General features: G+C 71.6%; 25 protein-coding genes, 1 pseudogene and 1 riboswitch. Of the genes and pseudogenes, 14 read left to right on the plus strand and 12 right to left on the minus strand.

Annotation, left to right across the window (positions count from 1 at the left end):
• Positions 1 to 333: 333 nt before the first annotated feature.
• Complete coding sequence (locus N4P33_RS13990; RefSeq protein WP_260826759.1) at positions 334 to 708, minus strand: PRC-barrel domain-containing protein; 375 nt, start codon at positions 706 to 708, stop codon at positions 334 to 336.
• 115 nt (positions 709 to 823) lie between these two features.
• A riboswitch (glycine riboswitch) is annotated at positions 824 to 919 on the plus strand.
• 172 nt (positions 920 to 1,091) lie between these two features.
• On the opposite strand from N4P33_RS13990, the gene gcvP reads away from it, so the two are divergent.
• Complete coding sequence (gene gcvP, locus N4P33_RS13995; protein ID WP_260826760.1) at positions 1,092 to 3,977, plus strand: aminomethyl-transferring glycine dehydrogenase; 2,886 nt, start codon at positions 1,092 to 1,094, stop codon at positions 3,975 to 3,977.
• Between the two features lie 65 nt (positions 3,978 to 4,042).
• Here gcvP and N4P33_RS14000 read toward each other — a convergent pair whose 3' ends face one another.
• The 4 genes from N4P33_RS14000 to N4P33_RS14015 all read right to left on the minus strand — a co-directional run bounded on the left by N4P33_RS14000 (position 4,043) and on the right by N4P33_RS14015 (position 7,396).
• Entirely contained in the window at positions 4,043 to 5,146 is a 1,104-nt protein-coding gene (locus N4P33_RS14000) for an ABC transporter ATP-binding protein (protein WP_260826761.1), read from the minus strand.
• A 3-nt stretch (positions 5,147 to 5,149) separates the two neighbouring features.
• Complete coding sequence (modB, locus tag N4P33_RS14005) at positions 5,150 to 6,004, minus strand: molybdate ABC transporter permease subunit (protein WP_260826764.1); 855 nt, start codon at positions 6,002 to 6,004, stop codon at positions 5,150 to 5,152.
• Complete coding sequence (gene modA, locus N4P33_RS14010; RefSeq protein ID WP_260826766.1) at positions 6,001 to 6,813, minus strand: molybdate ABC transporter substrate-binding protein; 813 nt, start codon at positions 6,811 to 6,813, stop codon at positions 6,001 to 6,003. Before modA ends, modB begins: the two co-directional genes overlap by 4 nt.
• Before the next feature lie 187 nt (positions 6,814 to 7,000).
• The gene (locus N4P33_RS14015) at positions 7,001 to 7,396 is read right to left on the minus strand and encodes a molybdopterin-binding protein (protein ID WP_260826768.1); all 396 of its coding nucleotides are present in this window, start codon (positions 7,394 to 7,396) and stop codon (positions 7,001 to 7,003) included.
• 291 nt (positions 7,397 to 7,687) lie between these two features.
• Between N4P33_RS14015 and N4P33_RS14020 the strand changes: the two genes are divergently transcribed.
• From N4P33_RS14020 to N4P33_RS14035, 4 genes are all read left to right on the plus strand, one after another.
• On the plus strand, positions 7,688 to 8,980 hold the full coding sequence (locus tag N4P33_RS14020) for an extracellular solute-binding protein (protein ID WP_260826770.1): 1,293 nt from the start codon (positions 7,688 to 7,690) through the stop codon (positions 8,978 to 8,980).
• 6 nt (positions 8,981 to 8,986) lie between these two features.
• Entirely contained in the window at positions 8,987 to 9,985 is a 999-nt protein-coding gene (locus N4P33_RS14025; protein ID WP_260826771.1) for a carbohydrate ABC transporter permease, read from the plus strand.
• A gap of 110 nt (positions 9,986 to 10,095) precedes the next feature.
• Positions 10,096 to 10,860 (plus strand): carbohydrate ABC transporter permease, encoded by a 765-nt coding sequence (locus N4P33_RS14030; protein WP_260826792.1) that lies wholly within the window; start codon positions 10,096 to 10,098, stop codon positions 10,858 to 10,860.
• 104 nt (positions 10,861 to 10,964) lie between these two features.
• A complete protein-coding gene (locus N4P33_RS14035) occupies positions 10,965 to 12,044 on the plus strand; it encodes an endo-1,4-beta-xylanase (RefSeq protein WP_260826772.1) in 1,080 nt (359 codons plus the stop codon).
• A gap of 329 nt (positions 12,045 to 12,373) precedes the next feature.
• Here N4P33_RS14035 and N4P33_RS14040 read toward each other — a convergent pair whose 3' ends face one another.
• Together N4P33_RS14040 and N4P33_RS14045 are read right to left on the minus strand one after the other, a co-directional pair.
• The gene (locus N4P33_RS14040) at positions 12,374 to 12,580 is read right to left on the minus strand and encodes a DUF5999 family protein (RefSeq protein ID WP_313904513.1); all 207 of its coding nucleotides are present in this window, start codon (positions 12,578 to 12,580) and stop codon (positions 12,374 to 12,376) included.
• A gap of 305 nt (positions 12,581 to 12,885) precedes the next feature.
• Positions 12,886 to 13,470, minus strand: coding sequence for a hypothetical protein (locus tag N4P33_RS14045; RefSeq protein ID WP_260826775.1), 585 nt, complete (start codon positions 13,468 to 13,470; stop codon positions 12,886 to 12,888).
• 571 nt (positions 13,471 to 14,041) lie between these two features.
• Between N4P33_RS14045 and N4P33_RS14050 the strand changes: the two genes are divergently transcribed.
• Together N4P33_RS14050 and N4P33_RS14055 are read left to right on the plus strand one after the other, a co-directional pair.
• Positions 14,042 to 15,559, plus strand: coding sequence for a glutamate-cysteine ligase family protein (locus tag N4P33_RS14050; RefSeq protein WP_260826776.1), 1,518 nt, complete (start codon positions 14,042 to 14,044; stop codon positions 15,557 to 15,559).
• A gap of 133 nt (positions 15,560 to 15,692) precedes the next feature.
• Positions 15,693 to 16,496 (plus strand): CPBP family intramembrane glutamic endopeptidase, encoded by an 804-nt coding sequence (locus tag N4P33_RS14055; RefSeq protein ID WP_260826794.1) that lies wholly within the window; start codon positions 15,693 to 15,695, stop codon positions 16,494 to 16,496.
• Positions 16,497 to 16,536: 40 nt separating this feature from the next.
• On the opposite strand, the gene N4P33_RS14060 is transcribed toward N4P33_RS14055, so the two are convergent.
• On the minus strand, positions 16,537 to 17,346 hold the full coding sequence (locus tag N4P33_RS14060; RefSeq protein WP_260826777.1) for a PhzF family phenazine biosynthesis protein: 810 nt from the start codon (positions 17,344 to 17,346) through the stop codon (positions 16,537 to 16,539).
• 165 nt (positions 17,347 to 17,511) lie between these two features.
• On the opposite strand from N4P33_RS14060, the gene N4P33_RS14065 reads away from it, so the two are divergent.
• Positions 17,512 to 18,150 carry a PadR family transcriptional regulator gene (locus N4P33_RS14065; protein ID WP_260826778.1) on the plus strand — a complete coding sequence of 213 codons (639 nt, stop codon included), beginning with the start codon at positions 17,512 to 17,514 and terminating at the stop codon, positions 18,148 to 18,150.
• A 24-nt stretch (positions 18,151 to 18,174) separates the two neighbouring features.
• Here N4P33_RS14065 and N4P33_RS14070 read toward each other — a convergent pair whose 3' ends face one another.
• Positions 18,175 to 18,363, minus strand: coding sequence for a hypothetical protein (locus N4P33_RS14070; protein WP_260826779.1), 189 nt, complete (start codon positions 18,361 to 18,363; stop codon positions 18,175 to 18,177).
• A gap of 199 nt (positions 18,364 to 18,562) precedes the next feature.
• Between N4P33_RS14070 and N4P33_RS14075 the strand changes: the two genes are divergently transcribed.
• From N4P33_RS14075 to N4P33_RS14085, 3 genes are all read left to right on the plus strand, one after another.
• A complete protein-coding gene (locus tag N4P33_RS14075) occupies positions 18,563 to 19,201 on the plus strand; it encodes a Clp protease N-terminal domain-containing protein (RefSeq protein ID WP_260826781.1) in 639 nt (212 codons plus the stop codon).
• A gap of 117 nt (positions 19,202 to 19,318) precedes the next feature.
• Positions 19,319 to 20,323, plus strand: a complete 1,005-nt coding sequence (locus N4P33_RS14080; protein ID WP_260826782.1) for a DMT family transporter — start codon at positions 19,319 to 19,321, stop codon at positions 20,321 to 20,323.
• 238 nt (positions 20,324 to 20,561) lie between these two features.
• Positions 20,562 to 21,518 (plus strand): DMT family transporter, encoded by a 957-nt coding sequence (locus N4P33_RS14085; protein ID WP_260826783.1) that lies wholly within the window; start codon positions 20,562 to 20,564, stop codon positions 21,516 to 21,518.
• A gap of 137 nt (positions 21,519 to 21,655) precedes the next feature.
• Here the strand turns inward: N4P33_RS14085 and N4P33_RS14090 are convergent, their stop codons facing one another.
• Positions 21,656 to 22,345, minus strand: a complete 690-nt coding sequence (locus N4P33_RS14090; protein WP_260826785.1) for a pyridoxamine 5'-phosphate oxidase family protein — start codon at positions 22,343 to 22,345, stop codon at positions 21,656 to 21,658.
• 35 nt (positions 22,346 to 22,380) lie between these two features.
• Between N4P33_RS14090 and N4P33_RS14095 the strand changes: the two genes are divergently transcribed.
• On the plus strand, positions 22,381 to 23,718 hold the full coding sequence (locus tag N4P33_RS14095; protein ID WP_260826786.1) for an aminotransferase class I/II-fold pyridoxal phosphate-dependent enzyme: 1,338 nt from the start codon (positions 22,381 to 22,383) through the stop codon (positions 23,716 to 23,718).
• A gap of 33 nt (positions 23,719 to 23,751) precedes the next feature.
• Here N4P33_RS14095 and N4P33_RS14100 read toward each other — a convergent pair whose 3' ends face one another.
• Positions 23,752 to 24,705, minus strand: coding sequence for a DMT family transporter (locus N4P33_RS14100; RefSeq protein ID WP_260826787.1), 954 nt, complete (start codon positions 24,703 to 24,705; stop codon positions 23,752 to 23,754).
• Positions 24,706 to 24,779: 74 nt separating this feature from the next.
• Between N4P33_RS14100 and N4P33_RS14105 the strand changes: the two genes are divergently transcribed.
• Complete coding sequence (locus N4P33_RS14105) at positions 24,780 to 25,682, plus strand: LysR family transcriptional regulator (RefSeq protein WP_260826789.1); 903 nt, start codon at positions 24,780 to 24,782, stop codon at positions 25,680 to 25,682.
• A 16-nt stretch (positions 25,683 to 25,698) separates the two neighbouring features.
• On the opposite strand, the gene N4P33_RS14110 is transcribed toward N4P33_RS14105, so the two are convergent.
• Positions 25,699 to 26,169: a pyridoxamine 5'-phosphate oxidase family protein gene (locus N4P33_RS14110; protein WP_260826790.1), complete on the minus strand. Its 471-nt coding sequence runs from the start codon at positions 26,167 to 26,169 to the stop codon at positions 25,699 to 25,701.
• Positions 26,170 to 26,314: 145 nt separating this feature from the next.
• On the opposite strand from N4P33_RS14110, the pseudogene N4P33_RS14115 reads away from it, so the two are divergent.
• Positions 26,315 to 26,532 (plus strand): annotated as a pseudogene (locus N4P33_RS14115) (cysteine hydrolase); the annotation flags it as partial.

The raw sequence follows: 26,532 nt of genomic DNA on the forward strand, positions 1-26,532 counted from the left end.
CGGCCCGGCGCTGGCGGGGTGCCGTCCGCGCCCACCCGTGCCGCCCCAGCGGCACGACTGCCCGCGGGATGGGCGGTAGCGGCTGTCCGCGGGATGGGCGGGAGTGACGGAAGTCAAGGGCCGCGGGAAGGACGGCGTCGGAAGTCAAGGGCCGCGGGAGGGACGGCGTCGGAAGTCAAGGGCCGCGGGAGGGACGGCGTCGGACGCCCGAAGGAGTGGCGGGAGTGACGGCAGTCAACGTCCGTGGGAAGACGGCATCGGGCGCACGCGGGATGGGCGGGAGCGACTGCACTCAACGCTCGCGGGATGGCGGGGCTGGGTGGGGAGGCAGGGTCAGGGGTGTTTGTCCTTGCCTGCCAGGTTGCCGAAGTCGTGGTCCGGGAGTGGGGGTGGGGCGGCTATGTCCAGGCCGTAGTGGTGGTAGAGCTGGAGTTCCTGCTCCGGGGAGAGGTGGCGGCCTACGCCGAAGTCGGGGGCGTCCTTGATCAGGGCGCGGTCGAAGGGGACGTGGAGGGCGCCGTCGATCAGTTCGCTGGGTTCCAGGGGGACGAAGGCGTCCCTGCTGAACAGGCCGGTGCGTATCGCCGCCCACTCGGGTACGCCCGTGGCGTCGTCGAGGTAGACCTCGTCGATCGTGCCGATGCGGGTCCCGTTGCGGTCGAACGCCTTGCGGCCGATCAGGTTGCGCGGATCGATGTCGGTCTCCACGGGCCCTCCACTGGTCGCAAAAACTCGTCCGTAAGTACTACAAAACGGCACAAACAGCTCAGCGGCCACTCGAAGGTCCGTGCCTTGCCCCCGCTGGTACGCTGGCAACGGCTGCTGACCCCGTGCGGGAGAGTCCTCCAGGCACCATCGGAGGCGCCGAAGGAGCAAATCCTCCCCGGAATCTCTCAGGCCCATGTACCGCACGGACGAGGTCACTCTGGAAAGCAGGGCGGGTGTCACGGCTTCCGCTCTCACCGACGGTGAAAGCCGGGCGCTTTACGGCGATCCGGTGAAACTCTCAGGTTGAGATGACAGAGGGGGAGGCCGTCCGGGCACCCGCGCCGTGGTGCCCCTCGAAGGTCGTCAGACCAGGAGGCCTCCGCATGAACGCCCACCGCACTCCGCTCTCCGAGCTCGAACAGGGGATCCCGTTCGAGCAGCGCCACATCGGCCCCGACCACGAGGCCCGGGCCAAGATGCTCGCCCACGTCGGCTACGGCTCGCTCGACGAGCTGACCGCCGCCGCGGTGCCGGATGTGATCAAGAACGCCGACGCGCTGGACCTGCCGGGCGCGCGCACCGAGGCCGAGGTGCTGGCCGAGCTGCGCGAGCTGGCCGACCGCAACCAGGTGCTCGGCTCCATGATCGGACTCGGGTACTACGGGACGTTCACGCCGCCGGTGATCCTGCGCAACGTCATGGAGAACCCGGCCTGGTACACGGCGTACACCCCGTACCAGCCGGAGATCTCGCAGGGCCGGCTCGAGGCGCTGCTGAACTTCCAGACGATGGTCGCCGAGCTCACCGGCCTGCCGACCTCCGGGGCCTCGCTGCTCGACGAGGGCACCGCCGCCGCCGAGGCGATGGCGCTGTCCCGGCGCATGGGCAAGAACAAGAAGGGCCTGTTCCTGGTCGACGCGGACGCGCTGCCGCAGACCATCGCCGTGATCGAGACCCGCGCCGAACCGACCGGTGTCGAGGTCGTCGTCGCCGACCTGAGCGAGGGCATCCCCGCCGAGGTCGCCGAGCGTGAGATCAACGGCGTGCTGATCCAGTACCCGGGCGCCTCCGGTGCCGTACGCGACATCAAGCCGGTGATCGACCAGGCGCACGAGCTCGGCGCGCTCGTCACCGTCGCCGCCGACCTGCTCGCGCTCACCCTGCTGAAGTCGCCCGGTGAGCTCGGGGCGGACATCGCGGTCGGCACGACTCAGCGCTTCGGTGTGCCGATGGGCTTCGGCGGACCGCACGCCGGCTACATGGCCGTCCAGGAGAAGATGGCCCGCAGCCTGCCCGGGCGCCTCGTCGGCGTCTCGGTCGACGCGGACGGGAACAAGGCCTACCGGCTGGCGCTGCAGACCCGTGAGCAGCACATCCGCCGTGAGAAGGCCACCAGCAACATCTGCACCGCCCAGGTGCTGCTCGCCGTGATGGCCGGGATGTACGCCGTCTACCACGGGCCGGAGGGCCTGCGGACCATCGCCCGGCGCACCCACCGGTACGCCACGATCCTCGCCGAGGGCCTCAAGGCCGGTGGCGCCGAGGTCGTGCACGGCTCCTACTTCGACACCCTGACCGTGCGCGTCCCGGGCCGGGCCGCCGAGATCGTCGCCGCCGCGCGGGACAACGGCGTCAACCTGCGGCTCGTCGACGCCGATCACGTCTCGATCGCCTGCGACGAGACCACCGAGCGGGCGCGGCTCGCCGCCGTGTGGAGCGCCTTCGGGATGGAGGGCGACATCGAGGCGCTGGACGCCACCGCGCAGGACACGCTGCCGGACGACCTGCTGCGCACCGACGAGTACCTGACCCACCCGGTCTTCCAGCAGCACCGCTCCGAGACCGCGATGCTGCGCTACCTGCGCCGCCTCTCCGACCGGGACTACGCGCTGGACCGCGGCATGATCCCGCTGGGCTCCTGCACCATGAAGCTCAACGCGACCACCGAGATGGAGCCGGTCACCTGGCCCGAGTTCGGCCAGCTGCACCCCTTCGCGCCGGCAGAGCAGGCCGCGGGCTACCTCACGCTCATCCGTGAGCTGGAGGAGCGGCTCGCCGAGGTCACCGGCTACGACAAGGTGTCGCTGCAGCCCAACGCCGGTTCGCAGGGCGAGCTGGCCGGTCTGCTCGCTGTCCGCGGCTACCACCGCGCGAACGGTGACGAGCAGCGCACCGTCTGCCTCATCCCGTCCTCCGCGCACGGCACCAACGCCGCCAGCGCCGTGATGGCCGGCATGAAGGTCGTCGTCGTCAAGACCGCCGAGGACGGCGAGATCAACGTCGAGGACCTGCGGGCGAAGATCGAGCAGTACCGCGACGAGCTGTCGGTGCTGATGATCACGTACCCGTCGACGCACGGTGTGTTCGAGGAGCACGTCGCCGACATCTGCGCCCAGGTGCACGAGGCGGGCGGCCAGGTGTACGTCGACGGCGCCAACCTCAACGCGCTGGTCGGCCTGGCCAAGCCCGGCCACTTCGGCGGTGACGTCTCGCACCTGAACCTGCACAAGACCTTCTGCATCCCGCACGGCGGTGGCGGTCCGGGTGTCGGCCCGGTCGGCGTCCGCGCGCACCTCGCGCCGTATCTGCCGAACCACCCGCTCCAGCCCGAGGCGGGCCCGGAGACCGGCGTGGGGCCGATCTCGGCGGCTCCCTGGGGTTCGGCGGGCATCCTGCCGATCTCGTGGGCGTACGTCCGGCTCATGGGCGGTGAGGGGCTGAAGCGGGCCACGCAGGTGGCGGTGCTCAGCGCCAACTACATCGCCAAGCGCCTCGAGCCGCACTACCCGGTGCTCTACACGGGCCCCGGCGGGCTGGTCGCGCACGAGTGCATCATCGATCTGCGTCCGCTGACCAAGGCGACCGGTGTGACTGTGGACGACGTGGCCAAGCGGCTGATCGACTACGGTTTCCACGCGCCGACGATGTCCTTCCCGGTGGCCGGCACGCTGATGATCGAGCCGACCGAGTCCGAGGACCTGACCGAGCTGGACCGGTTCTGCGAGGCGATGATCGCGATTCGCGCGGAGATCGAGAAGGTCGGTTCCGGCGAGTGGCCCGCGGAGGACAACCCGCTGCGGGGCGCCCCGCACACGGCGGGCATGCTCGGCGGGGAGTGGGAGCACGCGTACAACCGCGAGGAGGCCGTGTTCCCGGGCGGGGTGAGCGCCGCCGACAAGTACTGGCCGCCGGTGCGCCGGATCGACCAGGCCTTCGGTGACCGGAACCTGGTCTGCTCCTGCCCGCCGCTGGACGCGTACGAGGACTGACGCTGACACCGAGAAGGAGGGCTCCCCTTCGGCCGCACGGCCCGGAGTGGAGCCCTCCGGCGTTTCTACGCAGGGTAGGCGTGCGTCTGCGTCGCCTTGACCGCCGCCCACACTTCAGCGCCCGGATGGAGGTCGAGTTCGGCGGCGGCGACCGTGGTGAGGTCGGCGGCCAGGGGCAGTTCGCCGGTGAGCTCCGCGCGGATCTGGTCGCCGTGCGTCTCCAGGCCGGCGACCTCGCAGCGCCACAGGTTGCGGGCGCTGGAGCCGGTGGGGCGGTCGCGGAACAGGGTCACCGCGCCGGGCGGGAACGCCACGAAGGCGGGCCCTGTCAGGTCCTCGGTCGTCGCGATGGCGGGGCCCGTGTCGAGCCGCACGGTGTGGCCGTCGGCGTGCCCGCGGTAGAGGTTCAGGCCGACCAGCTGGGCGATGTACTCGGTGCGCGGATGGCGGGCGATGTCGGAAGGGCTCCCCTCCTGCACGATGCGGCCGTGCTCCACGACGACGAGACGGTCGGCCAGCACCATGGCGTCCAGCGGGTCATGGGTGACCAGGACGGCGACGGCCTCGAAAGCGGCGAGGTGGCGGCGGAGCTGGGCGCGCACCTCCAAGCGGGTACGGGCGTCGAGTGCGGCGAGCGGTTCGTCGAGGAGCAGCAGCCGGGGACGGGTGGCCAGGGCGCGGGCGAGGGCCACGCGCTGGGCCTGGCCGCCGGAGAGGCGGCGGGGCTTGGCGCTCGCGTGCTCGGCGAGGCCCATGCGTTCCAGCCACTCCGTGGCTTGGGCACGCGCCTCGGCCTTGCCGACGCCCCGGCAGCGCGGTCCGAAGGCCACGTTGTCGAGTGCGGTCAGGTGCGGGAAGAGCAGATAGTCCTGGAAGACGACACCGACCGGCCGTGACTCGGGCGGCACGCGCTCCAGGTCAACGCCGTCGAGCCGCAGATGGCCGCCGGTCAGCGGAGTGAGACCGGCGAGCGCACGCAGCGCGGTGGTCTTGCCCGCGCCGTTCGGTCCGAGCAGGGCGACGACGTCGCCGGGGGCGGCGGTGAGCGTGACGTCGAGCCGGAACCGGTCACGGTCGACGACGAGCCGCGCGTCCAGGCCGTCGGCCGGGGATGCGAGGCCGGTTGTGGTGGCGCTCGTGCGAGGCGGGATCTTGTGGGGATCGGGCATGTGTCAGGCCGTTCTCATCCAGCGGTCGCGCAGACCGGCCAGTACGGCGATGGACACCGCCAGCAGGACCAGACTGAGGGCGATGGCCGCGGCCGGGTCGTTCTGGAGGGCGAGGTAGACCGCCAGGGGCATGGTCTGGGTGCGGCCCGGGAAGTTGCCGGCGAAGGTGATGGTCGCCCCGAACTCGCCGAGCGCCCTGGCCCAGGCCAGGACGGAGCCGGCGGCGATGCCGGGCGCGATCAGCGGCAGGGTGACCCGGCGGAACGCGGTGAAACGAGAGGCGCCGAGGGTGGTGGCCGCCTCCTCGTAGCGCGGGTCGGCGGCCCGCAGCGTGCCCTCCACGCTGATCACGAGGAACGGCATCGCCACGAACGTCTCGGCGAGGATGACGCCGGTGGTGGTGAAGGGCAGGGTGATGCCGAACCACTCGTCCAGCCACTGGCCGACGACGCCGTTGCGGCCCAGGGCGAGCAGCAGGGCCACACCGCCGACCACCGGGGGCAGCACCAGGGGGAGCGTCACCAGGGCGCGGACCAGGCCCCGGCCGCGGAAGTCCGTGCGGGCGAGCAGCCACGCCAGGGGGACGCCGACGATCAGGCTCAGCGCCGTCGCCGCCGTGGCGCAGACGAGAGAGAGCCGCAGCGCCTCCCACACCTCCGGGCTCGTCAGCTGCTCGGGCAAGCTGCGCCATGGGGCCCGCAGGAGCAGGGCGAGCAGCGGGACCAGGAGGAACGCCAGGCCGAGGAGTGCGGGGACGAGCAGGGGGAGCGGGGCTCGGCGGCGAGCGGCCGGGCGGACAGCGGACCGCCGCGGACCGCCACGGTCCACCGAGCCGGGGGGCGGGGCGCCGTCGGTCATGGCTTGAGGAAGCCCGCCGCCGTCAGGACGGTCTGGCCCTCGGGGGACTGCACCAACTCGAGGAACGCCTTGGCCCCCGCCGGGTTCGGCGCGTCCTCGAGCCGGGCGATCGGGTAGTCGTTGACGGCCTTCGCCGACTCCGGGAATTCCACGCCTTCCACCTTGTCACCGGCCGCCTTCACATCGGTGCGGTACACGAGGGCGGCGTCGGCCTCCTTCAGCTCGACCTTCGTCAGGGCGCTCTTGACGTCCTGTTCGTAGGACACCGGCGTCACCTCGACACCGGCGGCGGTCAGGGCGGTCTGCGCGGCCGAACCGCACGGGACCTCCTTGTCGCACAGCACGACCTTCAGGCCGGACGCCGTCAGATCCTTGAGGGACTTGATCCCCTCCGGGTTGCCCGGCAGCGTGGCGATCTGCAGGCGGTTGCGGATGAACGTGGCGGGAGTGCCGGCCGCCGCGCCCTCGTCCGTGACGACCTTCATCGTCTTCGCGCTGGCCGCGGCGAAGACGTCGGCCGGGGCGCCGCTGGTGATGCTGGCGGCCAGGCTGTCGCTGCCGCTGAAGTTGAAGGCGACCTTCGTCCCCGGGTGCTCCTTCTCGAACCGCTTGCCCAGCTCGGTGAAGCTCTCCTTGAGCGAGGCGGCGGCGAACACCGTGACCGTGCCGCTGATCTTGTCCCCGGCCGCCCCGGACGAGGCGTCCGCATCCGAGTCGGCGTCGGCACAGGCGCTCAGCATCAGCAGGGTCGCGGCTGCGGCACCGGTGATCCGAAGGGGCCGGTGGGTCCGGTGAGCTGAACGGGTCATCTCGGTGTCTCTCCTCGTGGCCGCGGGAGGAAGAGCGGCAACGCGCCCTTCCCGTACGGCCGATCATATTGCCGCATCTGCCAGGTGTAAGTCTCCTGTCGTATCGCATGAGCAAGGCAGTCGAGGTCGTGCAGGGTGCATGTGCGTTCGTACGGAGGGCTCTGTCCATGGCAATGGGGAAGCCCCGTCACGTCCTGTCGATATGGACGTTTGTCGACTTCACGCGGGCCGTGGCCTCCATGCCGACCTCGAGTCCCAACTCCTCGACGGCCTCCCGGGTCAGCAGGGACACCAGTCGGTGCGGGCCGGCCTGGATCTCCACCTGGGCGGCGACATCGCCGAGTTTGATCGCGGTGACGATGCCGGGGAAGGCGTTGCGGGCCGAGGTGTACGGGGCGTCGTCCTCGGTGGCGGCCGACCTGGCGAACTCGACCGAGAAGGCGGCCAGGTCGCGGCCGTCGATGAGGCGCCGTCCGCTGTCGTCGCGGTGGGTGGTGATCCGTCCCGCGTCGGCCCAGCGGCGGGCGGTGTCCGGGCTGACGCCGAGCAGTCGTGCTGCCTGGCCGATCGTGTAGGACTGCATGCCGATCACGATAGGCCGGAGGGGGCTCAGTGCCCGTCCATCCGTCGGTCTCGGTTCGGCCGACGGAACGTAACGTTCGCTCGAAGATCCGAAACTTTCGCCTCCCCTGCGTCGCAGGGGCGAGTCGTCGTGCCGTGCTGGCCGCAGATTCACCGCGTACAAGGGGTTGCCACCGTTTGGTGGCTGTCTCTAGGGTGCGGCAACAACGCATGTTTCTGGATCTCTTCCGAAACTTTCGAACCCACGGGTGGATGTGGAGACGTCCGCCCCGGTACCCAAGGAGCGCATCACATGGGCGACCCGGCACTGTCCCGCCGCGGCTTCCTGGCGGCCTCCGCCGCGGCCGGCCTGGGCATGACGGCACTGAGCGGCTGCGGCGGCGACTCGGACTCGGGGTCGTCGGGGACGACCACGATCGAGTGGTGGAACATCTCCACCACCCAGCCCACGAAGGACGTCTGGGCCGCGCTGGCCAAGAAGTTCGAGGCGCAGAACCCCACGGTCAAGGTGAAGATCGTCCAGCTGGAGAACGACGCCTACAAGTCGAAGATGACGGCCCTGACCTCCTCCGGGAAGCTGCCGGACATCTTCCACACCTGGGGCGGTGGCGTGCTCAAGCAGCAGGTCGACGCCGGGCTGGTCGAGGACCTCACCGACCGCACCAAGGACTTCGCCACCGGCCTGCTGCCCGTCGCCAAGGAGCCGTACCTGCTCGACGACAAGCTCTACGGCATCCCCTTCGACATCGGCATGATCGGCTTCTGGTACAACAAGGCGCTCTTCAAGAAGGCCGGGATCAGCGAGCCCCCGGCCACCTGGAGCGGCTTCCTCGACGCCGTGCGCAAGCTGAAGTCCGCCGGTGTCACGCCGATCGCCCTGGCCGGCAAGGAGAAGTGGACCGGCATGTACTACTGGGCGTATCTCGCGATGCGCACCGCCGGCATCGACGCGATGGCCAAGGCCGACGCGGACAAGGACTTCACTGGCCCCGGCTTCGTCCAGGCGGGCGAGCACCTGAAGGACCTCGTCGCCCTGGAGCCGTTCCAGAAGGGCTTCCTCGGCGCCGCCTACTCCACGCCCACCGGCCAGGCCGCGAGCGTCGGCAACGGCAAGGCGGCGATGGAGCTCATGGGCCAGTGGGCGCCCGTCGTGCAGGCCGACGCGGGCAAGGGCCTCGGTGACGACCTCGGCTTCTTCCCGTTCCCGGCGGTCGAGGGCGGCAAGGGCACCATCACCGAGGTGTTCGGCGGAGGCGGCGGACACGCGCTGCGCCGCGGAGCGCCCCAGGCCGCCGTCGACTTCCTGAAGTTCTTCGCCTCCGAGACCACGGACCGCGAACTCGTCAAGAAGACCGGCGTCCTGCCCGTCGTCCCCGCGGCCGAGGCGGCCCTCACCGACCCCAACCTCCAGGCCGTGCAGAAGCAGCTCAAGAGCGCCACCGGATTCCAGCTCTACCTCGACCAGGCCTACGCCCCCGCCGTCGGCCAGGAGGTCAACGACTCCGTCGGCGCGCTCATCGCCGGGTCCAAGTCGCCCGGACAGGTCGCCGAGTCGATCACGAAGGCCGCGAAGGAAGAGCAGTAGCCGGCGATGACCTCCACGTACCTGCCGGACAAACGAACCGGCCCCCCGACCGGCCTGCCGCCCTCGCCCCGCGCCGTCGCGCGCGGGCGCAAGCGGCGGCGCACACGGAACTGGCTCACCGCGGTCGGGTTCCAGGTGCCCGCGCTGCTGCTGTTCGGTGTGCTGGTGCTGCTGCCGATCCTGTTCGCCGTGTACGCCGCGTTCTTCCGGTGGGGCGGCTTCGGAATGCCGTCCGACTACATCGGCGGCGACAACTTCACCCGGCTGTTCAAGGACCCGGTGTTCCTCGGCGACCTGTGGCGCTGCTTCCTGCTGGTCGCGCTGTCGCTCGTCCTCCAGTTGCCGTTCGCGCTCGCCCTGGCCGTGCTGCTGAACCAGCGGATGCGCGGCCGGGCGGTGTACCGGATGCTGTTCTTCGCCCCGTACGTGCTGTCCGAGGCCATCACCGGTGTGCTGTTCGCCATGATCTTCGCCCCGGGCGACGGGTTTGCTGACCAACTCCTCGGCAAAGTCGGCCTGGAGGGGCTCGGAGGGGAGTGGTTCGCCGATCCCGACATGGTGATGGCGACCCTGTTCCTCGTCATGACGTGGAAGTACTTCGGCTTCCACATGATGCTCTACCTGGCCGGACTCCAGTCCATCCCGAAGGAGTTGACAGAGGCGGCACTGATCGACGGGGCCGGACCCTTGCAGCGGATCCGCAACGTCACCCTGCCGCTGCTCGCGCCCACCCTGCGGATCAGCGTGTTCCTGTCGGTCATCGGGGCCATCCAGCTCTTCGACCTGGTGTGGGTGATCACCCAGGGCGGCCCCGACCACCACTCCGAGACGATGGCCGTGACCATGTTCCAGTACGGATTCAAGCGCTACCAGGTCGGCTACGCCAGCGCGATCAGCGTGGTCATGTTCGGCATCAGCCTCGTCTTCGCCCTCGCCTACCAGCGGTTCGTCCTGCGCCGGGACCTGGAGGGGGCCACCACGACCATGCGAGGAGGCGCGAGGTGACCCTCACCGACAAGCAGAGCGTGGCCCGGCTCACCGAACCCCGGCCCCGGCGCGGCGCGTTCCTGCGGGCACTGCCGCTGCACGTCGTCCTGATCGTCGTCGGCGCGGTCATGGCCGTACCGCTGCTGTACGCGGTGCTGTCCGGGTTCAAGTCCACCGACCAGCTCTCCAGCAACCCCGTCGGGTTGCCCGAGCCGTGGGTGGCGTCCAACTACACCGACATCCTCGCCTCCACGGACTTCTGGCGGCTGGTCGGCAACAGCACGCTCATCGCGGTGGCCACGGCGCTGATCGTGGTCGCGGTGTCGGCGCTGGCCGCCTTCTCCTTCGCCCGGTTCGCCTTCCGCGGGCGGGAGTTGCTGTTCACGCTGTTCACCATGGGGCTGATGTTCCCGTTCGCGGTGGCCGCGCTGCCGCTGTTCCTGCTGCTGCGGGCGATGGGGCTGCTGGACAACCCGCTCGGCGTGATCCTTCCGCAGGCGGCCTTCGGTCTGCCGATGACGATCATCATCCTGCGGGGCTTCTTCCGGCAGATCCCGGGGGAGCTGGAGGAGGCGGCGACGCTGGACGGCTGCGGGCCGCTCGGCTTCTTCTGGCGGGTGCTGCTGCCGATGGCGCGGCCGGCGCTCGGCACGGTCTCGGTGCTGGCCGTGGTCACCAGCTGGAACAACTTCTTCCTGCCGCTGCTGGTGTTCACGGAGTCCACCTGGTGGACCATCCCGATCGGCGTCCAGCAGTTCCAGGGGCAGTACTCGGCGGACACCGCGCGGGTCTTCGCGTACCTGGTCCTGGCCATGGTCCCCGCGCTCGCCTTCTACTCGGTCGCCGAGCGGCAGCTCGTCGGCGGCCTCACCGCGGGCGCGACGAAGGGATGATCCGCGCGCCCGCGGCCCGGACCGTACGGCTCACGGACGTACGACTCACAGCCCGCACCGAAACGTACGGCTCACACCCACCACCGCATGTGAGGAGTCGCACCATGCGCACGACGCGCAGCACGATCCGCACCCGGCTCAGACTCGCCGGGGCGTTCGCCACCGTTCTGATGGCCGCCGGTGTCGTCACCGGGCCTGCCGCACAGGCCGGCGAGGAGCGGCACGTAAAGCAGCCCACGCTCGCCGAACTCGCCCAGCGGCACGGCCGCTACTTCGGCAGCGCCACGGACAACCCCGAGCTCACCGACCGCCCGTACACGGAGATCCTCGGCCGGGAGTTCGACCAGATCACGCCCGGCAACGGCATGAAGTGGTATGCCACCGAGCCCGAACAGGGCGTGTTCGACTTCTCCAAGGGCGACGAGATCGTCAACTTCGCCCGCGCGCACCACCAGAAGGTGCGCGGCCACACCCTCGTCTGGCACAGCCAGCTGCCCGACTGGCTCACCGGGCGGGAATGGACGGCGAGCGAGCTCAGGGCGGTACTGAAGAAGCACATCCAGACCGAGGTACGGCACTACCGGGGCAAGGTGTTCGCCTGGGACGTCGTCAACGAGGCGTTCAACGAGGACGGCACGTACCGGGAGACGATCTTCTACAGGACGCTCGGGCCCGGTTACATCGCCGACTCGCTGCGCTGGGCGCACGAGGCCGATCCGCGGGTGAAGTTGTACCTCAACGACTACAACATCGAGGCGGTCGGTCCGAAGAGCGACGCCTACCACCGGCTGGCCAAGGAGCTGCGGGCGCAGGGCGTTCCGCTGCACGGCATCGGCATGCAGGCGCACCTCGCGCTGCAGTACGGCTATCCGGACACCCTCGAGGACAACCTCCGGCGCTTCTCCCGGCTCGGCCTGGACACGGCGCTCACGGAGGTCGACATCCGCATGGAACTCCCGGCCGACGAGGCGAAGCTGGCCACGCAGGCCGAGTGGTACCGGGACGTCACCGAGGCGTGCCTCGCGGTGCGCCGGTGCGTGGGGGTGACCATCTGGGACTACACCGACAAGTACTCCTGGATCCCGGCGTTCTTCGAGGGCGAGGGCGCGGCCCTGCCGTGGGACGAAGAACTCCGCCGCAAGCCGGCGTACTACGCGATCCGCGAGGCGCTGATCAGGAGGTAGCGCGGTAGCGGAGACCACGACGCGCCGAGGGGCACCGAGACACCGGCCTGCCGGGCGATCTCCGTGATCGTGACCCTGCCTCCGGTCTCGGCCTTCCGCGCTGCTGCCACTGACCCACCCCATGACCGCGAAACGGCCCCGCGCGATTGGCCCGCGAAACCTCCAGGAGTCTTCCGGAGAACCGGCTCACGCGGGGCGGGGCTCGGGGCGCGGCTCATCACTCCGGTCCGTGCGCAGGGTCACGGTGAGTGATCCGCTCCGGACACGCGTCGGGGCCGGTTCGCAGCGGCTTCTGCGGTCCGGCCCCTCGTGTCCCCGGGCGGGGATGCTCAGGCGGTGGTCATCACCTGGGCTGCGCTCCGCGGACGCTGCGGTGCGATGATCCTGCCGTCGGGCAGGAGCTCACCGGTGTCCTCGAAGAGCACGACACCGTTGCACAGCAGGCTCCACCCCTGTTCCGGGTGGTGCGCCACGAGACGGGCGGATTCCCGGTCGGCGGAGTCTGCTGAGGGGCACGGTGGCTGGTGCTGGCACATGGATGGGATCTTTCGCTCTGTGGTGACCTGTGGGTTGGCTGTCGTCTCAGTTGCGCGGCTCGAAGCGTCGTTCATGGCCGCCCCCCGTTGTGATAAGTCGGTCCGAACCAGTGTTGCCCCATGGGCGGATTTCCGCAGGGATTTCGCGGCACCGCTCCTCACTGGTTCATGACGCGTCACCCACGCGGACGGTTCATCTCAACTGCACTGTCACTTCGGGTGGTTCGACGTGGCCGGATGGGGCTAGTCCGGCCGTGGCCGAGGGTGGCCCTGTGCGGGTCCGGCCTGGTCGGCCCTGTGCCGCGTCAGGCCGGGGAGCCGAGGAGACGGGTGGGCGTCACCCGGAGGGTCAGCACGGGCAGGAGCTCGGCGACGCGGTGCGGACGGTGCGCGGCGATGCCGGGCGGCGCCGGGGCGAGCGGCACGAGCAGATCGGTGGCGGCCGGGTGGCCGGTGGCACCGTCCGCGGTGGGATCGCCGTGCAGCCAGAGCGTCAGCATGTACAGGCCGGGCACGGACAGCAACCGCGGCTGATACGGCTGCGTCATCGCCTCGGCCTGGCGCACCGCGAGCTCCGTGGAGCCGATGTACGGGCCCTCGAAGAACCGGGAGAAGGCCCAGCCGTCGGGCGTGAGCACCGCGTCCGCGGCGGCCACCGCGCGCTCGCCGCTGCGGATCAGGAAGCGCCAGCCGGCCAGCCGGGTCGCGGACACGCCCTCGGCGGTGACGCGGTCCAGCACATGCACGGGCAGCGGAAGCTCGGGCGAGAGGGGCCCCTGGGCGGCGAGCAGGGAGGGAGTTCGGGCCTCGCTCACCGCGGTGGGGGAGGAGAGCGCGGTCAGGACGGAACGCAGTGCGGGCGCGGGAGCCGGGGGGACATGCAGGGGCATGGTGGGTCGCCTCTCATTCGAAGGCACAGTGGCGCGAGGGCGTGGCGGGGCGGGGCATGGCGGGGCGGACGGCGCTGTCAGCTCGCGAAGGTCAGAGAGGCAGGGGCCGGGGTCTGAGCGCGCGAGGCGGGGGTGAGGCCTGCCGCACGTCGCCTCGACGGCTGGATCACTCGACCGTGGGCGCCAACCTTCTGCCTTGTTCGCGAAGTTTATACGACACGTGTTCAGACTGTGTTTCGTCTAGTCGTTTCCGGCCCCGCGGGCAAGGGTACTTCTGGTCGGTGATACGCGAGAATCATCCCGATTCCAGACGGGGTGCACGCCGATGACCTCGAAAAACGCCGGTCAAGCGGACGGCTAATTACCGTCGGCGTTTTTCACGAGTTGTTCGCCGGTCCGTAACGTGCGTTCTGCGTCATGCCCGGTGAATGTGCCACTGGTCAGTATCGACAGGGTAGCGGTCCGAGGGTCCCGCCGGGACGTTATCGATCGCATCGGCTGGGCATCCTCCCCTGTGGACCGGGACCCGGCGGCCGTTCTTCGGCACGCCCATCCGAGGAGGGACGCTTCGATGGGGGAGAAGGTCGTGGCAGGTCAGTTCGACCTGTCCGATCGCCAGCGCTACCGCGACAAGCTCCGTACGTGTCTGACGGGCTTGGAGCGACTCCTGGCGGAGAAGCGGTTCGATCGGCCCAAGAATCTCATGGGTCTGGAGATCGAATTGAATCTCGCGGGCGCCGACGGCATGCCGAGAATGTTGAATGCGCAAGTCCTCGAGCGGATCGCGAGCCGTGACTTCCAGACAGAACTCGCCATGTTCAATCTCGAAGTCAACATCGCGCCGCACCGGCTGGGCGGGCGCGTATTCGACCGGCTCGCCGAGGAACTGCGGACCTCGCTCGCGTATGCCGACCGGAAAGCCCGTGAGGTGGACGCCGGAATCGTGATGATCGGCATTCTGCCGACGCTGGACCGGGACGATCTGGTCTCCTCGAACCTCTCCGACGTCGATCGCTACACCCTGCTCAACGACCAGATCGTGGCCGCCCGGGGTGAGGACTTCAGCCTCGACATCGACGGCGTCGAGCATCTGCGCTGCACCTCGAAGTCCATCGCCCCCGAGGCCGCCTGCACCTCCGTGCAGCTGCACCTCCAGGTCACCCCGGCCCGGTTCGCCGATGTGTGGAACGCGGCGCAGGCGGTCGCCGCCGCGCAGATCGCCGTCGGTGCCAACTCGCCGTTCCTGTTCGGCCGCGAGCTGTGGCGCGAGTCCCGGCCGCCGCTGTTCCAGCAGTCCACCGACACGCGCCCGCCCGAGCTCCAGGCGCAGGGCGTACGGCCGCGCACCTGGTTCGGGGAGCGCTGGATCACCTCGGCGTTCGACCTCTTCGAGGAGAACCTGCGGTACTTCCCGGCGCTGCTGCCGATCTGCGACGACGAGGACCCCCTCGACGTGCTGGCGAGCGGCGGCACCCCCACCCTCGCCGAGCTCGTCCTGCACAACGGCACGATCTACCGCTGGAACCGCCCCGTCTACGGCATCGCCGACGGCGTCCCCCACCTGCGCGTGGAGAACCGCGTCCTGCCCGCCGGGCCCACCGTCACCGACGTCGTCGCCAACGCGGCCTTCTACTACGGCGTCGTCCGCGCGCTCGCCGAGGAGAGCCGGCCGGTGTGGACCCGGCTGCCCTTCGAGGCCGCCGCAGCCAACTTCGACGCCGCCTGCAAGCACGGCATCGACGCCCGCTTCACCTGGCCCCGGCGCGGGCGCTACGGCGGGACCGGCGAGGTCGACGCGGTCGCCCTCGTACGCGACGAGCTGCTGCCGCTGGCCGAGGCCGGGCTGGACGCCTGGGGCATCGAGCCGGCCGACCGGGACCTGTACCTCGGGGTGATCGAGGAGCGGTGCCGGCGCCGGATGAACGGCGCGAGCTGGCAGGCCGCGACCTTCCACCGCGCCCTGGAGCAGGGCCTCGCCCGGGACGCCGCCCTGGCCGCCACCACCCGTCGCTACCGCGCCCTCATGGAGCAGGGCGACCCGGTCCACACCTGGCCGGTGGGCCTCCCGGAACCCGTCCCGACGGCCTGAGCCCGCTCTCCACCGGAGGGCTCCGAGGCAGCCCGTGCCCGAGCGGCCTGCCCCGGTCGCCGTCGCGCGCACAGCACCGCCCTTCATACTGATCGGCATACTGATCGGGCCGACCGGTGATCTGGAGGCAGGTGTGCAGGCGGAGGCGGGCCCGGGGGCGGCCGATTCCCATGCTCGGGCGGGGCTCCCGCGGACGGTGTTGCGCAACGAGACGCTGCTCGTGCTCGCGCTGTCCCTCGGCGCGAGCGGAGTGTCCGCGCTCATCAGCTTCATCGGGTCGGTCACGAAACCCGGGGGCCTGAAGGACCAGGCGGCCACCCTCAACGCCTCGGCCGCGCCCGGCCGCCCCTGGCTGGACCTCGCCTGGCAGCTGTTCGGGATCACCACGGCACTCGTCCCGGTCGCGCTCGTCGCCCACTTCCTGCTGCGCGAGGGCGCGGGACTGCGCACCCTCGGCTTCGACCGCACACGTCCCTGGTCCGACCTGGGTCGCGGTGCCGTGATCGCGGCCGTGATCGGCAGCACCGGCATCGCCTTCTACCTGGCCGCACGCGGCCTCGGCTTCAACCTCACCGTGGTCCCGGAGGCGCTGCCGGACGTGTGGTGGAAGTACCCGGTGCTGGTCCTCTCGGCGCTGCAGAACGCCGTCGTCGAGGAGGTCATCGTCGTCGGGTATCTGCTGCGCCGGCTCGGGCAGCTCGGCTGGTCGCCGGGCGCCACGCTGGCGGCCAGCTCGGTGCTGCGCGGCTCGTACCACCTCTACCAGGGCATCGGCGGGTTCATCGGCAACATGGTGATGGGCGTGGTGTTCGTCTACCTGTACCGCCGCTGGGGCCGGGTCGGGCCGCTGGTCGTCGCGCACACGCTGCTCGATGTCGGGGCGTTCGTGGGATACGCGCTGTTGGCCGGAAAGGTGGACTGGCTGCCGACGGCGTGAGACCGGGGGCGCCCGCAGGTGCAGGCGCCGCCTCTTGGCATCAGACGAGCAGCTCGCCCTCGATGACCGTCACCGCCCGGCCGCTCAGCAGGGTGCGTTCGCCGCGCAGCCGGGTGCGGACGCGGCCGGAGCGGGCCGACGCCTGGAGGCCGGTGAGGTCGGTGCGGCCCAGGCGCTCGGACCAGTACGGGGCCAGCGCGGTGTGGGCGCTGCCGGTGACCGGGTCCTCGTCGATGCCGACGTTCGGGAAGAAGCAGCGGGAGACGTAGTCGTAGCCGCCGGCGGGGTCGGCCGCGCGGGCGGTGGCGATGACGCCGCGCTCGGAGTGAATGCCCAGGGCCTTGGTGTCGGGGCGCAGGGCGTGGACCGTCTTCTCGTCGGGGAGCTCGACGAGCAGGTCCCCGACCTGGGGACCGGTGTCGTACGCGGCGCTCGGCTCGGCTCCCAGAGCCTCGGCGACGCCCTCGGGGAGGTCGACCCGGGTGAGCGGCGCGGTGGGGAAGTCCAGGGTGATCGAGCCGTCCTCGGCGGGCGTGGCGATCAGAACGCCGCTGCGGGTGGCGAACCGCACCGGCCCCTTGTGAGCGCCGGTGGACCGCAGGACATGGGCGGTGGCGAGGGTCGCGTGGCCGCACATCGCGACCTCGGCGGCGGGCGTGAACCAGCGCAGCGCCCAGTCGGCCTCGCCGCCCGCGGGGAGCGGGTGGGCGAAGGCGGTCTCGGCGTGGTTGATCTCCAGAGCCACCTTCTGCATCCAGGCGTCGTCCGGGAAGGCGTCCAGGAGCAGCACCCCGGCCGGGTTGCCGGCGAAGGGCCGGTCGGTGAAGGCGTCGACGATTCGAATCCGCATGGCCCGACGGTAGGGGCCGCACGAGGCCCCGTGCCAAGGCCAATTGACGATCACTGGACCGATTCACGCGGGGACCGTCCACCGGACCGAGGCTTGCCTACGAGCGCTTCCGATATATCGTTGAGGCATCGCGACAGATCAACGATGGAATGGAGAGTGATGGCGATGCGTACGCACGGTTTCGAGCACGGACGGGGTCACGGCGGGCCGCGTGGCGGTCGTGGCGTGGACTTCGAGCGGCTGCGCGCGGCGTTCGGGCCCTTCGGTCCGGGAGGCCCCGGTGGCGGCGGTCCCGGGTTCGATCCGGGTTTCGGGCACGGTCCCTGGGGCGGCCGAGGACGCGGCGGACCGAGGGGAAGGGCGCGGCGCGGTGACGTACGGGCCTCGATCCTCGCTCTACTCAAGGACCGGCCCATGCACGGCTACGAGATGATCCAGGAGATCGCCGAGCGCAGCGGCGGGGCGTGGAAGCCCAGCCCCGGCTCGGTCTACCCCACCCTTCAGCTGCTGGAGGACGAGGGCCTGATCACCAGCCAGACCGAGGGCGGTGGCGGCAAGAAACTGTTCTCGCTCACCGACGCGGGGCGCTCCGCCGCCGAGGAGGGCCCCGAGGCGCCCTGGGAGGAGGCCTCGCGCGGGGTCGACTGGGAGGCGCTGAGCGAGATCCGTCAGGCCGGGTTCGGGCTGATGGAGGCCTTCGGCCAGGTCTGGAAGACCGGCAGCAAGGAGCAGCGCGACAAGGCCCTCGCCGTGATCAACGAGGCCCGCAAGAAGCTGTACCTGATCCTCGCCGACGAGGACTGACGCTGCGGTGGCACGGCCGGCCGGTCAGCCGACCCTGCGTATCACCGCCGCGTCGAAGATGTCCCAGGCGCGCGGGTGCGGGCCCTCGTCGTGGCAGTGCCATGCCTCCCAGAACAGGTCGGCGAGCAGTGCGTCCTCCGGGGCGTGGACACGGTAGACGTACTGCCTGCCGTCCACCGCAGGCAGGGCCACCAGCCAGCACCTGCTCTCCATGCCCCTGTTGGACCCACGGGACGCCCCTTCGGTTGCCCTCGGGGGCGTGGGGCAAGGCGGCGCGCGCCCCTCGGGGAAGAACGGCCTGATGTCATCCGCAAGGAGGAGATGCCGGCCGGCCATGTCCACTTCCCGTGGGACGCGAAGATGCTCCCCGCCGGGGATGACCAGGCCGCACGGGACTGATGGGGTGGAGGATGTGCAACCCCGTATCCCGCGGCAGTCCGACCGAGAACCGCACGAGCGCGGCACCGCCCGCGCGGACAACGATGCCAGGCTCAGCGCAGAGCTGGCAGCGGTGGTCGCCGGTGCCCGCCGCCGGGCGCTCAGGGACGGGGACCGGCAGATCGACACCGCCCATCTGCTGCACTCCCTCCTGGAGAGCGACGCCGAGGCGCGCGCCGTCTTCGGCGACGGGCCGCAGATCGCCCGGCTGCTCGGCTATCTGGTCCAGCGCAGCATCGGCTACGGACTGCGCTGGCAGAGCGGGGTGGAGGACTCCGGGTCCGTCCCCGTGGTGACCGAGGCCGCGGGCTTCTCGCCGCTGGCCGCGGGCTGCATGGAGTACGCCCACGAACGCGCCGCACGCCGTGACGACGCCCCGGCACGGGGCGTGGACCTGCTCGCGGCGATCGTCGTGGACCCGCAGGCCCGCGCCGTCGAGGTGCTCCGGCGTGCCGGGATGGACCCGCACGACGTGTTCGCCCGCATCGAGGCGCAGACCGGCCGGCACCTCGAGGCGCACCCGGGGCGGCACCACGACGACCGGACGGACGGCCCGGCCGCCGGCCCGAGCGGGGAGTGCGCCGTCGGACGCGGCGATCCGGCCTCCTGGTGACCGGACGCGGCGATCCGGCCTCCTGGTGACCGCACCGCCCCGCCGCCCCTGACGTGCCGTCCAGTCGGTGAGACAGGTGCCATAGGGGGTGACGCTCCTGTCGGCTCCTGTCATCATGTGCCGGTGCATACGTCAGTCAGCACCCGGAGCCATCGTGGCAAGGGCGTCGGCCTCGGCCTCGCCCTGCTGTCCGCCGTGGCCTTCGGGGGATCCGGTGTCGCGGCCAAGCCGCTGATCGAGGCGGGCCTCGACCCGCTCCACGTCGTGTGGCTCAGGGTGGCCGGCGCCGCCCTCGTCATGCTGCCGCTGGCCGTGCGCCACCGGGGGCTGCTGCGCCGCCGTCCGGGACTGCTGGCCGGGTTCGGTCTGCTCGCCGTCGCCGGTGTGCAGGCCTGCTACTTCGCCGCGATCTCGCGGATCCCCGTCGGTGTCGCGCTCCTCGTCGAGTATCTGGCGCCGGCGCTGGTGCTCGGCTGGGTGCGGTTCGTGCAGCGCCGGCCGGTGACGCGGGCCGCCGCGGTCGGTGTGGTCCTGGCGGTCGGCGGACTCGCCTGTGTCGTGGAGGTGTGGTCGGGGCTCGGCTTCGACGCCCTCGGACTGCTGCTCGCGCTCGGCGCCGCCTGCTGCCAGGTCGGCTACTTCGTCCTGTCCGACCAGGGCAGCGACGCCGGGGACGAGGCACCCGACCCGCTGGGCGTGATCGCCTACGGCCTGCTGATCGGCGCCGCCGTGCTCACCGTCGTCGCCCGTCCCTGGGCCATGGACTGGTCGGTGCTCGCGGGCAGCGCCGACATGAACGGCACCTCGGTGGCCGCGTTCGCGCTGCTCGCCTGGATCGTGCTCCTCGCCACCGTCGTCGCGTACGTCACCGGCGTCCTCTCGGTGCGGCGGCTGTCGCCGCAGGTCGCGGGCGTCGTGGCCTGCCTCGAAGCGGTCATCGCCACCGTGCTGGCCTGGGTCCTGCTGGGCGAACACCTGTCGGCGCCGCAGATCGTCGGCGGTGTGGTCGTGCTGACCGGTGCGTTCATCGCCCAGTCCTCGGCCCCGGCCAGGAACTCCGGGGAGCCCGTGGCGAGCGGCGGACCCGAAAAGGAGTTGTCGGCGCCGGGCAAGGCCGCATAAGGTGCCGATCATGCACGCGCGCGCACTTGTTCTTCCGCCTCCGGCCGCCTGAGGCGGGCCCTTCCGTCCCTCCGCCCCGCATGTCGCCGGGCGTGACGGTGCTGCCCGCAGACGAAGTCCACGGACCCCGTCGAGCCGGTTCTCCTCACCTTGATCCGGCGTCCGTTCTCCGGGGTCCTCCCGAACTTCCGCGCCCACGCCGACCACACGCGTGCGCGCGCTTCTGCGGAGAGAACTCGTGTCGAACGCTTCCCTGGCCCTGCCCGTCGGGCGTGGCCTGCTCTATCTGATCGTCGCCGGTGCCGCCTGGGGCACCGCGGGCGCCGCCGCCTCGCTGGTCTACCGGGCCGGTGACATGGGGCCCGTCGCCCTGTCCTTCTGGCGCTGTGCGGCCGGGCTGGTGCTGCTGCTCGCCGCCCGGCTGCTGCTGCCGCGCGCCCGGACCGCCGTACCCGAGCCGCTCGGGCGCAGGGTGATGCGCGCCGGGGCCACCGGAGCCGGGCTCGCGGTGTTCCAGACCGCCTACTTCGCGGCCGTCTCCGCCACGGGCCTCGCCGTGGCGACCGTCGTCACCCTCGGCGCCGGGCCCGTGCTGATCGCGCTCGGCGCGCGGATGCTCCTCGGTGAGCGCCTGGGGCGCGGGGGATCAGCCGCCGTGGCGGGCGCGCTCCTCGGACTGGTCGTGCTCGTGCTCGGCGGGGGAGGAGCGGCCGTGGACGCCTGGGGCGTCCTGCTCGCGCTGCTGTCCGCCGCCGGGTACTCGGTGATGACACTGCTCACCCGGTGGTGGGGCCGCGACGGCCGCACGGACACCTCCGGTACGACCGTCGGGGCCTTCGCCGTCACCAGCGCGCTGCTGCTGCCGTTCGCGGCGGCCGAGGGGCTGCTGCCGCACACCGACGAGCCGGGCCTTCTGCTGTGCCTGATCGCGTACATCGCGACCGTCCCGACCGCTCTCGCCTACGGTCTGTACTTCGCCGGTGCGGCCGTCGTACGGTCCGCCACCGTGTCCGTGATCATGCTGCTCGAGCCGGTGAGCGCGGCGGTGCTCGCGGTCACCCTGCTCGGCGAGCGGCTCACCACGGCGACCCTGCTCGGCACGCTGCTGCTGCTCGGCTCGGTCGCCGGTCTGGCGCTGGGCGAGGCGCGCGGTGCGCGCAGCCGGGTGCGTGAGGCGGAGGCGGTACCGGTGTAGACAGAGGGGTCATCCGGCGTGTTGCAGGCGGAGGGGCCTTCCCGGCGCGTGTCGGGAAGGCCCCTCGCCGTGTGCCACGTGTGCCACGTGTGCCAGGAGTGCCCCTCGCCGTGTGCCGGGAGCGCCCCCTCGCACTGTCACAGGGCCGCGAGGTACTCCGGAAACTCCGTGCCGGGTGCCAGGTCCGGGTCGGCGAGCGGGGTGCCGTAGCCCTTGCGCAGGGGCAGGACGCCGGCCCAGTGCGGGAGGGCGAGGTCCTCCGGCTCATCGTTGACGCCGCCGGTGCGGAGCTTGGCGGAGACCTCGTTCAGGTCGAGGCGGATCACCGCGGTGGCGGCGAGCTCCTTCTTGTTCGCCGGGCGGGAGTCGGCGGCACGGCCCGGCACCACGTGGTTCACCAGGGCGTCCAGGGCCAGCCGCTTCTCCTCGGGGTCGGTGACGTCGTGGGCGAGGCCGTGCACCACCACGGAGCGGTAGTTGATCGAGTGGTGGAAGGCCGAACGCGCCAGCACCAGCCCGTCGACATGAGTCACGGTCAGGCAGACCGGGAGACCGGGGTCGGCCTGGCCGGCCGCGCGCAGGGGACGCGAGCCCGTCGAACCGTGCACGTAGAGACGCTCGCCGACCCTGCCGTAGAGCGTGGGCAGCACCACCGGTGCGCCGTCGCGGACGAAGCCGAGATGGCAGACATAGCCCTCGTCGAGTATCGCGTGCACCAGTTCCTTGTCGTAGGCGGCACGGTCGGGGGAGCGGGTGGGGACCGTGCGCTCGGTGGGCCGGTAGGTGGGGGCGGTCTCGGTCTGCTGCGGCGGCTGGGTCCCCGGCATGGTGCTCTCCATTGCACTAGTGCATACTTGGCTTTGTGCTAGGAGAGTATCGGATCGAGGGCCGGCGTGCAGCGGAGATTTCCGCGAGCATCGAGCGGGCGGTGCGCGAAGGGGCGCTGGGCCCGGGCGAACTGCTGCCGCCCCTACGGGAGTTGGCGCAGCAGCTCGGGGTGAACCCCAACACCGTCGCCGCCGCGTACCGGACGCTGCGCGAACGTGGGGTGATCGAGACCGCGGGCCGGCGTGGCAGCCGCGTGCGGCCCAGGCCGGCGACGACCGGGCGCGACTTCATCCGGGTGGACGTCCCGGAGGGGGTGCGGGACGTCTCCGACGGCAACCCGGACCCGGCGCTGCTGCCGCCGCTGGCCGAGGCGTTCGCCGCCGCGGCGGCACAGGGCGACCGGGAGCCGGTGCTGTACGGGCACGCGCCCGTGGATCCCGAGCTGGCCCGTCTCGCACGGGCCGAGCTGGACGCCGACGGCGTTCCGGACGGGCCCGTCGCGATCACCTCCGGCGCGCTCGACGCCCTCGAACGGGTCCTCGCCGCCCACCTCAGGCCGGGCGACGCCGTCGCCGTGGAGGACCCGGGCTGGCGCAGCGTGCTGGACCTGGTCCCGGCGCTGGGGCTGCGCGTCGTTCCCGTCGGCGTCGACGACGAGGGGCCGCTGCCCGAGGACGTACGGCGGGCCCTGACCGGCGGGGCGCGGGCGCTGATCGTCACCGACCGGGCGCAGAACCCGACCGGCGCCGCCCTGGGCTCCGCACGCGCGCGTGCTCTCAGATCGGTCCTCGCGCAGCACCCTCAGACGCTGCTCATCGAGGACGACCACGGGCACCACATCGCCGGGCTCCCGCTGCACCCGCTCGCCGGGACGACGCACAGCTGGGCCTTCGTCCGCTCGGCGGCCAAGGCGTACGGTCCCGATCTGCGGCTCGCGGTCCTCACCGGCGACCCCGTGACGCTGGACCTGGTGCGTGGCCGGCAGCGGCTGGGGCCGGGCTGGGTCAGTCTGGTCGTCCAGCGGGCGCTGGTGCGGCTGCGGACCACCGGTGCCCTCGATCCGGCGGTGGTGGCGGCCGCGTACACCCGGCGCCGGGAGGCGCTGATCGCGGCGCTGGCCCGGCGCGGGATCACTTCGCACGGCCGCAGTGGCATGAATGTCTGGGTGCCCGTCACGGACGAGACCGGTGCCGTCGCCCGTCTCCTGCATGCCGGCTGGGCGGTCGCCCCCGGCGCCCGCTTCCGGATGAGCGCGCCGCCCGGCATCCGCGTCACCGTGTCGACGCTGACCGAGGACGACATCGAGCCGCTGGCCGAGGCGATCGCGGGGGCGCTCGGCCGGGCGGGGGAGGCGCCGAGGACGTACGTCTGACGCGCGGAACGCCAGGTCCGGTCGGTCGCACAGCTACAAGGTCCGCTTCGGCCTCACCTGGGTGAGGGCCGCTCCCGCCAGGACGATCACCGCGCCCACCGGGGTCGACCAGGTCAGGGTCTCGCCGAGGATCGCGATGCCCGCCGCGGCGGCGATGACCGGGACGAAGTACGTGACCATCTGGCCGGTCGTGGGGCCGACCTCGGCGACCAGGTCGTACTGGATGAGGACGGCCAGCCCGGTGCCCAGCGTGCCCAGGGCCGCGATCGCCAGCAGCGGGACGACCGCGAACTCGCTCGGCACGCTCGTGAACATCGGGGTGACGACGGCCAGTTGCAGTGTGGCGAGCAGGAGCTGGCCGCCCGTGAGGGAGAGGTTGGAGTGGCTGCTGCCCGCCAGGGTGCGGCGGACGTAGATCCAGCCCACGGGGTAGCTCAGCGAGGCCAGCAGGGCCAATGCCGTGCCGCGGGCGTCCAGGCCGTGGAAGCCCTGCCAGGCGCCCAGCACCGTCAGCACCCCGAGGAAGCCCAGACCGAGCCCCGCCACCCGCAGCCGCGTCGGGCGGTCCTCGGACAGGGCGACCAGCGACAGCGCCATGCCGCACAGCGGCGAGGTCGCGTTGCAGATGCCGGCCAGCGTGGAGGGGATCGTCAGCTCGGCGAAGGCGAACAACGAGAACGGCAGGGCGTTCAGCAGGAAGCCGGCCACCGCGAGATGTCCCCAGGTGCGCAGACCGCGCGGCAGCCGCTCCCGGCGTACCGCCATCGCCACCGCCAGCACCGCCGTGCCGAACGCCAGCCGGCCGAGCGTGACCTGGAAGGGCGCGTACCCGTGGGTGCCGACCTTGATGAGGAGGAAACTGAAGCCCCAGATCAGGGACAACGCGCCGAAGCGCAGACGCCAGTCCAGGCGGGGGCGGGAGGAGGACGACGCGGGTACGGCCGCCGGGCGGGAGGCGGAGGCGGTGGGCGAGGTGACGCTGCTCATGCACCCCACGATGCGGGAAAGGATCTCGTAGCACAATCGAGATTTCGCACGCGATATCTCGTAGCATTGCTTACATGTTGAACCTGGAGCGCCTACGCACCCTCGATGCCCTCGCCCGGCACGGCTCGGTCAGCGGCGCGGCCGAGGGACTGCACATCACCACGTCCGCCGTCTCCCAGCAGCTGTCCAAGCTGGAGCGCGAGGTGGGTCAGCGGCTCCTCGCCAAGAACGGGCGGGGCGTGCGGCTCACCGACGCCGGGCGGCTGCTCGCCGAGCACGCCGCGCGCATCCTGTCCCAGGTGGAGCTCGCCCAGGCCGACCTGGAGGCCCAGCGCGGCCAGGTGGCGGGCGAACTGCGCGTCTCGGCGTTCCCCACCGCCGCGCGAGGGCTGTTCCCCGTCGCCCTCGCGGCCCTGCGCGAGCGGCATCCGGCGCTGCGGGTGCGCTCACGCGAACTGGAGCCGGAGAACGGCATCGCCGGGGTCGTGCGGGGCGATCTCGACCTCGCGGTCGTGCTCGACTGGTACAACAAGCCGATGCCGGTGCCCGACGGGCTGGTCAAGGCGCCCCTCCTCGACGACCCCGCCGACGTGGCCGTGCCGGCCGGTCACCGGCTCGCCGGGCGTGACGAGGTCGATCTCGCCGAGTTCGCCGACGACGAGTGGATCACCTGGGGCGAGGGCGAGTTCTGCCATGAGTGGCTGATGTTCACCCTGCGTTCCAAGGGCATCGAGCCCGTCATCGGCCACCGCGCCGCCGAGAGCCACACGCAGCTCGGCCTGGTCTCCGCGGGCCTCGGCGTCTGCATCGCCCCGCTGCTCGGCCGCAACCCCCTGCCCGCCGGTGTGGTCACGGTCCCGCTCAGGCAGCGCGTGCGGCGGCACGTCTACGTCGTCTGGCGGGCGGACGCCGACCGCCGGCCGTCGATCCGCGCCGCGGTGGAGGCGCTTCAGGAGGCGGGCCGGAAGGTGGGATGAGCAGCCGCCGCTTCAGCTACCCCAGGGTGCCCAGCTTCCTGAAGTCCCAGGACACGATCTTCTCCGGGGTCAGCCGGGCCCAGGCGTGGCGGCCGTCGTGCGGCATCTCGTCCAGGCCGAAGTTCTTGCGGGCGAACAGCGTCTCGGGCACGTCGAGTTCGGCGCACAGCTCACCGGTCCGGGGAATCTCGCCCACGAACTCCACCCGCCCGGACAGCTCCGCCCCGCGCAGCTCGTCGTACTCCTCGCCGGTGTCCACCACGACCGCCACCCGCGGATCCCGGCGCAACTGCGCCCAGCGCCTGCTGCGCACCACCGAGTACAGCCACAGCGAGGTGCCGTCCCAGGCGAACCACAGCGTGCTGACGTGCGGCGCGCCGTCGGCGGACACCGTGGCGACCCGGCAGGTGCGCTGCGCCGTGAGGAACTCGTCCAGCTCCCCGGGCGTCATCATGATCTTCCGGCCCCGGCGCTGCGTGGCGGTCATCAGGCCCCCCTCTTGTCCCGTCCTGCTCCCACGTCGTGCCAGAGATGATCCTCTGACATCACGTCAGAAAAGGATGGGGTGTCTTCCCTCCGCACGCAATGGTGACTAGCCTCACCCGCCCAGCTGCCGACGACCGGGGGGAACCGTGCCGTCGTACGACCAGCTCGGCGATCTGCTCGACCCGGCCACCACCGTGCTGCTCACGGTCGAGTGCCAGGAGGGCGTCGTCGGCCGCGACAGCGCCCTGCCCGAACTCGCGGAGGCCGCCCGCTCCTCGGGCGCGCTCGCCCAGGTGGCCCGGCTGGTCGCCGCCGCCCACGCGAGCGGGACGCAGGTGATCCACGCCGTCGCCGAACGCCGCCC

This window comes from Streptomyces sp. 15-116A (genome assembly GCF_025290915.1).
Lineage (GTDB): Bacteria > Actinomycetota > Actinomycetes > Streptomycetales > Streptomycetaceae > Streptomyces.

Coding starts and splice junctions, on each gene's coding strand:
- N4P33_RS14110 (WP_260826790.1), bottom strand. CDS start 26,169: ATGACCGCCACGCAGCGCCGGGGCCGGAAGATCATGATGACGCCCGGG.
- N4P33_RS14025 (WP_260826771.1), top strand. CDS start 8,987: ATGACCTCCACGTACCTGCCGGACAAACGAACCGGCCCCCCGACCGGC.
- gcvP (WP_260826760.1), top strand. CDS start 1,092: ATGAACGCCCACCGCACTCCGCTCTCCGAGCTCGAACAGGGGATCCCG.
- N4P33_RS14020 (WP_260826770.1), top strand. CDS start 7,688: ATGGGCGACCCGGCACTGTCCCGCCGCGGCTTCCTGGCGGCCTCCGCC.
- modA (WP_260826766.1), bottom strand. CDS start 6,813: ATGACCCGTTCAGCTCACCGGACCCACCGGCCCCTTCGGATCACCGGT.
- N4P33_RS14030 (WP_260826792.1), top strand. CDS start 10,096: ATGGCCGTACCGCTGCTGTACGCGGTGCTGTCCGGGTTCAAGTCCACC.
- N4P33_RS14090 (WP_260826785.1), bottom strand. CDS start 22,345: ATGCCGGGGACCCAGCCGCCGCAGCAGACCGAGACCGCCCCCACCTAC.
- N4P33_RS14105 (WP_260826789.1), top strand. CDS start 24,780: ATGTTGAACCTGGAGCGCCTACGCACCCTCGATGCCCTCGCCCGGCAC.
- N4P33_RS14050 (WP_260826776.1), top strand. CDS start 14,042: ATGGGGGAGAAGGTCGTGGCAGGTCAGTTCGACCTGTCCGATCGCCAG.
- N4P33_RS14100 (WP_260826787.1), bottom strand. CDS start 24,705: ATGAGCAGCGTCACCTCGCCCACCGCCTCCGCCTCCCGCCCGGCGGCC.
- modB (WP_260826764.1), bottom strand. CDS start 6,004: ATGACCGACGGCGCCCCGCCCCCCGGCTCGGTGGACCGTGGCGGTCCG.
- N4P33_RS14015 (WP_260826768.1), bottom strand. CDS start 7,396: ATGCAGTCCTACACGATCGGCCAGGCAGCACGACTGCTCGGCGTCAGC.
- N4P33_RS14045 (WP_260826775.1), bottom strand. CDS start 13,470: ATGCCCCTGCATGTCCCCCCGGCTCCCGCGCCCGCACTGCGTTCCGTC.
- N4P33_RS14065 (WP_260826778.1), top strand. CDS start 17,512: ATGCGTACGCACGGTTTCGAGCACGGACGGGGTCACGGCGGGCCGCGT.
- N4P33_RS14035 (WP_260826772.1), top strand. CDS start 10,965: ATGCGCACGACGCGCAGCACGATCCGCACCCGGCTCAGACTCGCCGGG.
- N4P33_RS14070 (WP_260826779.1), bottom strand. CDS start 18,363: ATGGAGAGCAGGTGCTGGCTGGTGGCCCTGCCTGCGGTGGACGGCAGG.
- N4P33_RS14000 (WP_260826761.1), bottom strand. CDS start 5,146: ATGCCCGATCCCCACAAGATCCCGCCTCGCACGAGCGCCACCACAACC.
- N4P33_RS14060 (WP_260826777.1), bottom strand. CDS start 17,346: ATGCGGATTCGAATCGTCGACGCCTTCACCGACCGGCCCTTCGCCGGC.
- N4P33_RS14040 (WP_313904513.1), bottom strand. CDS start 12,580: ATGTGCCAGCACCAGCCACCGTGCCCCTCAGCAGACTCCGCCGACCGG.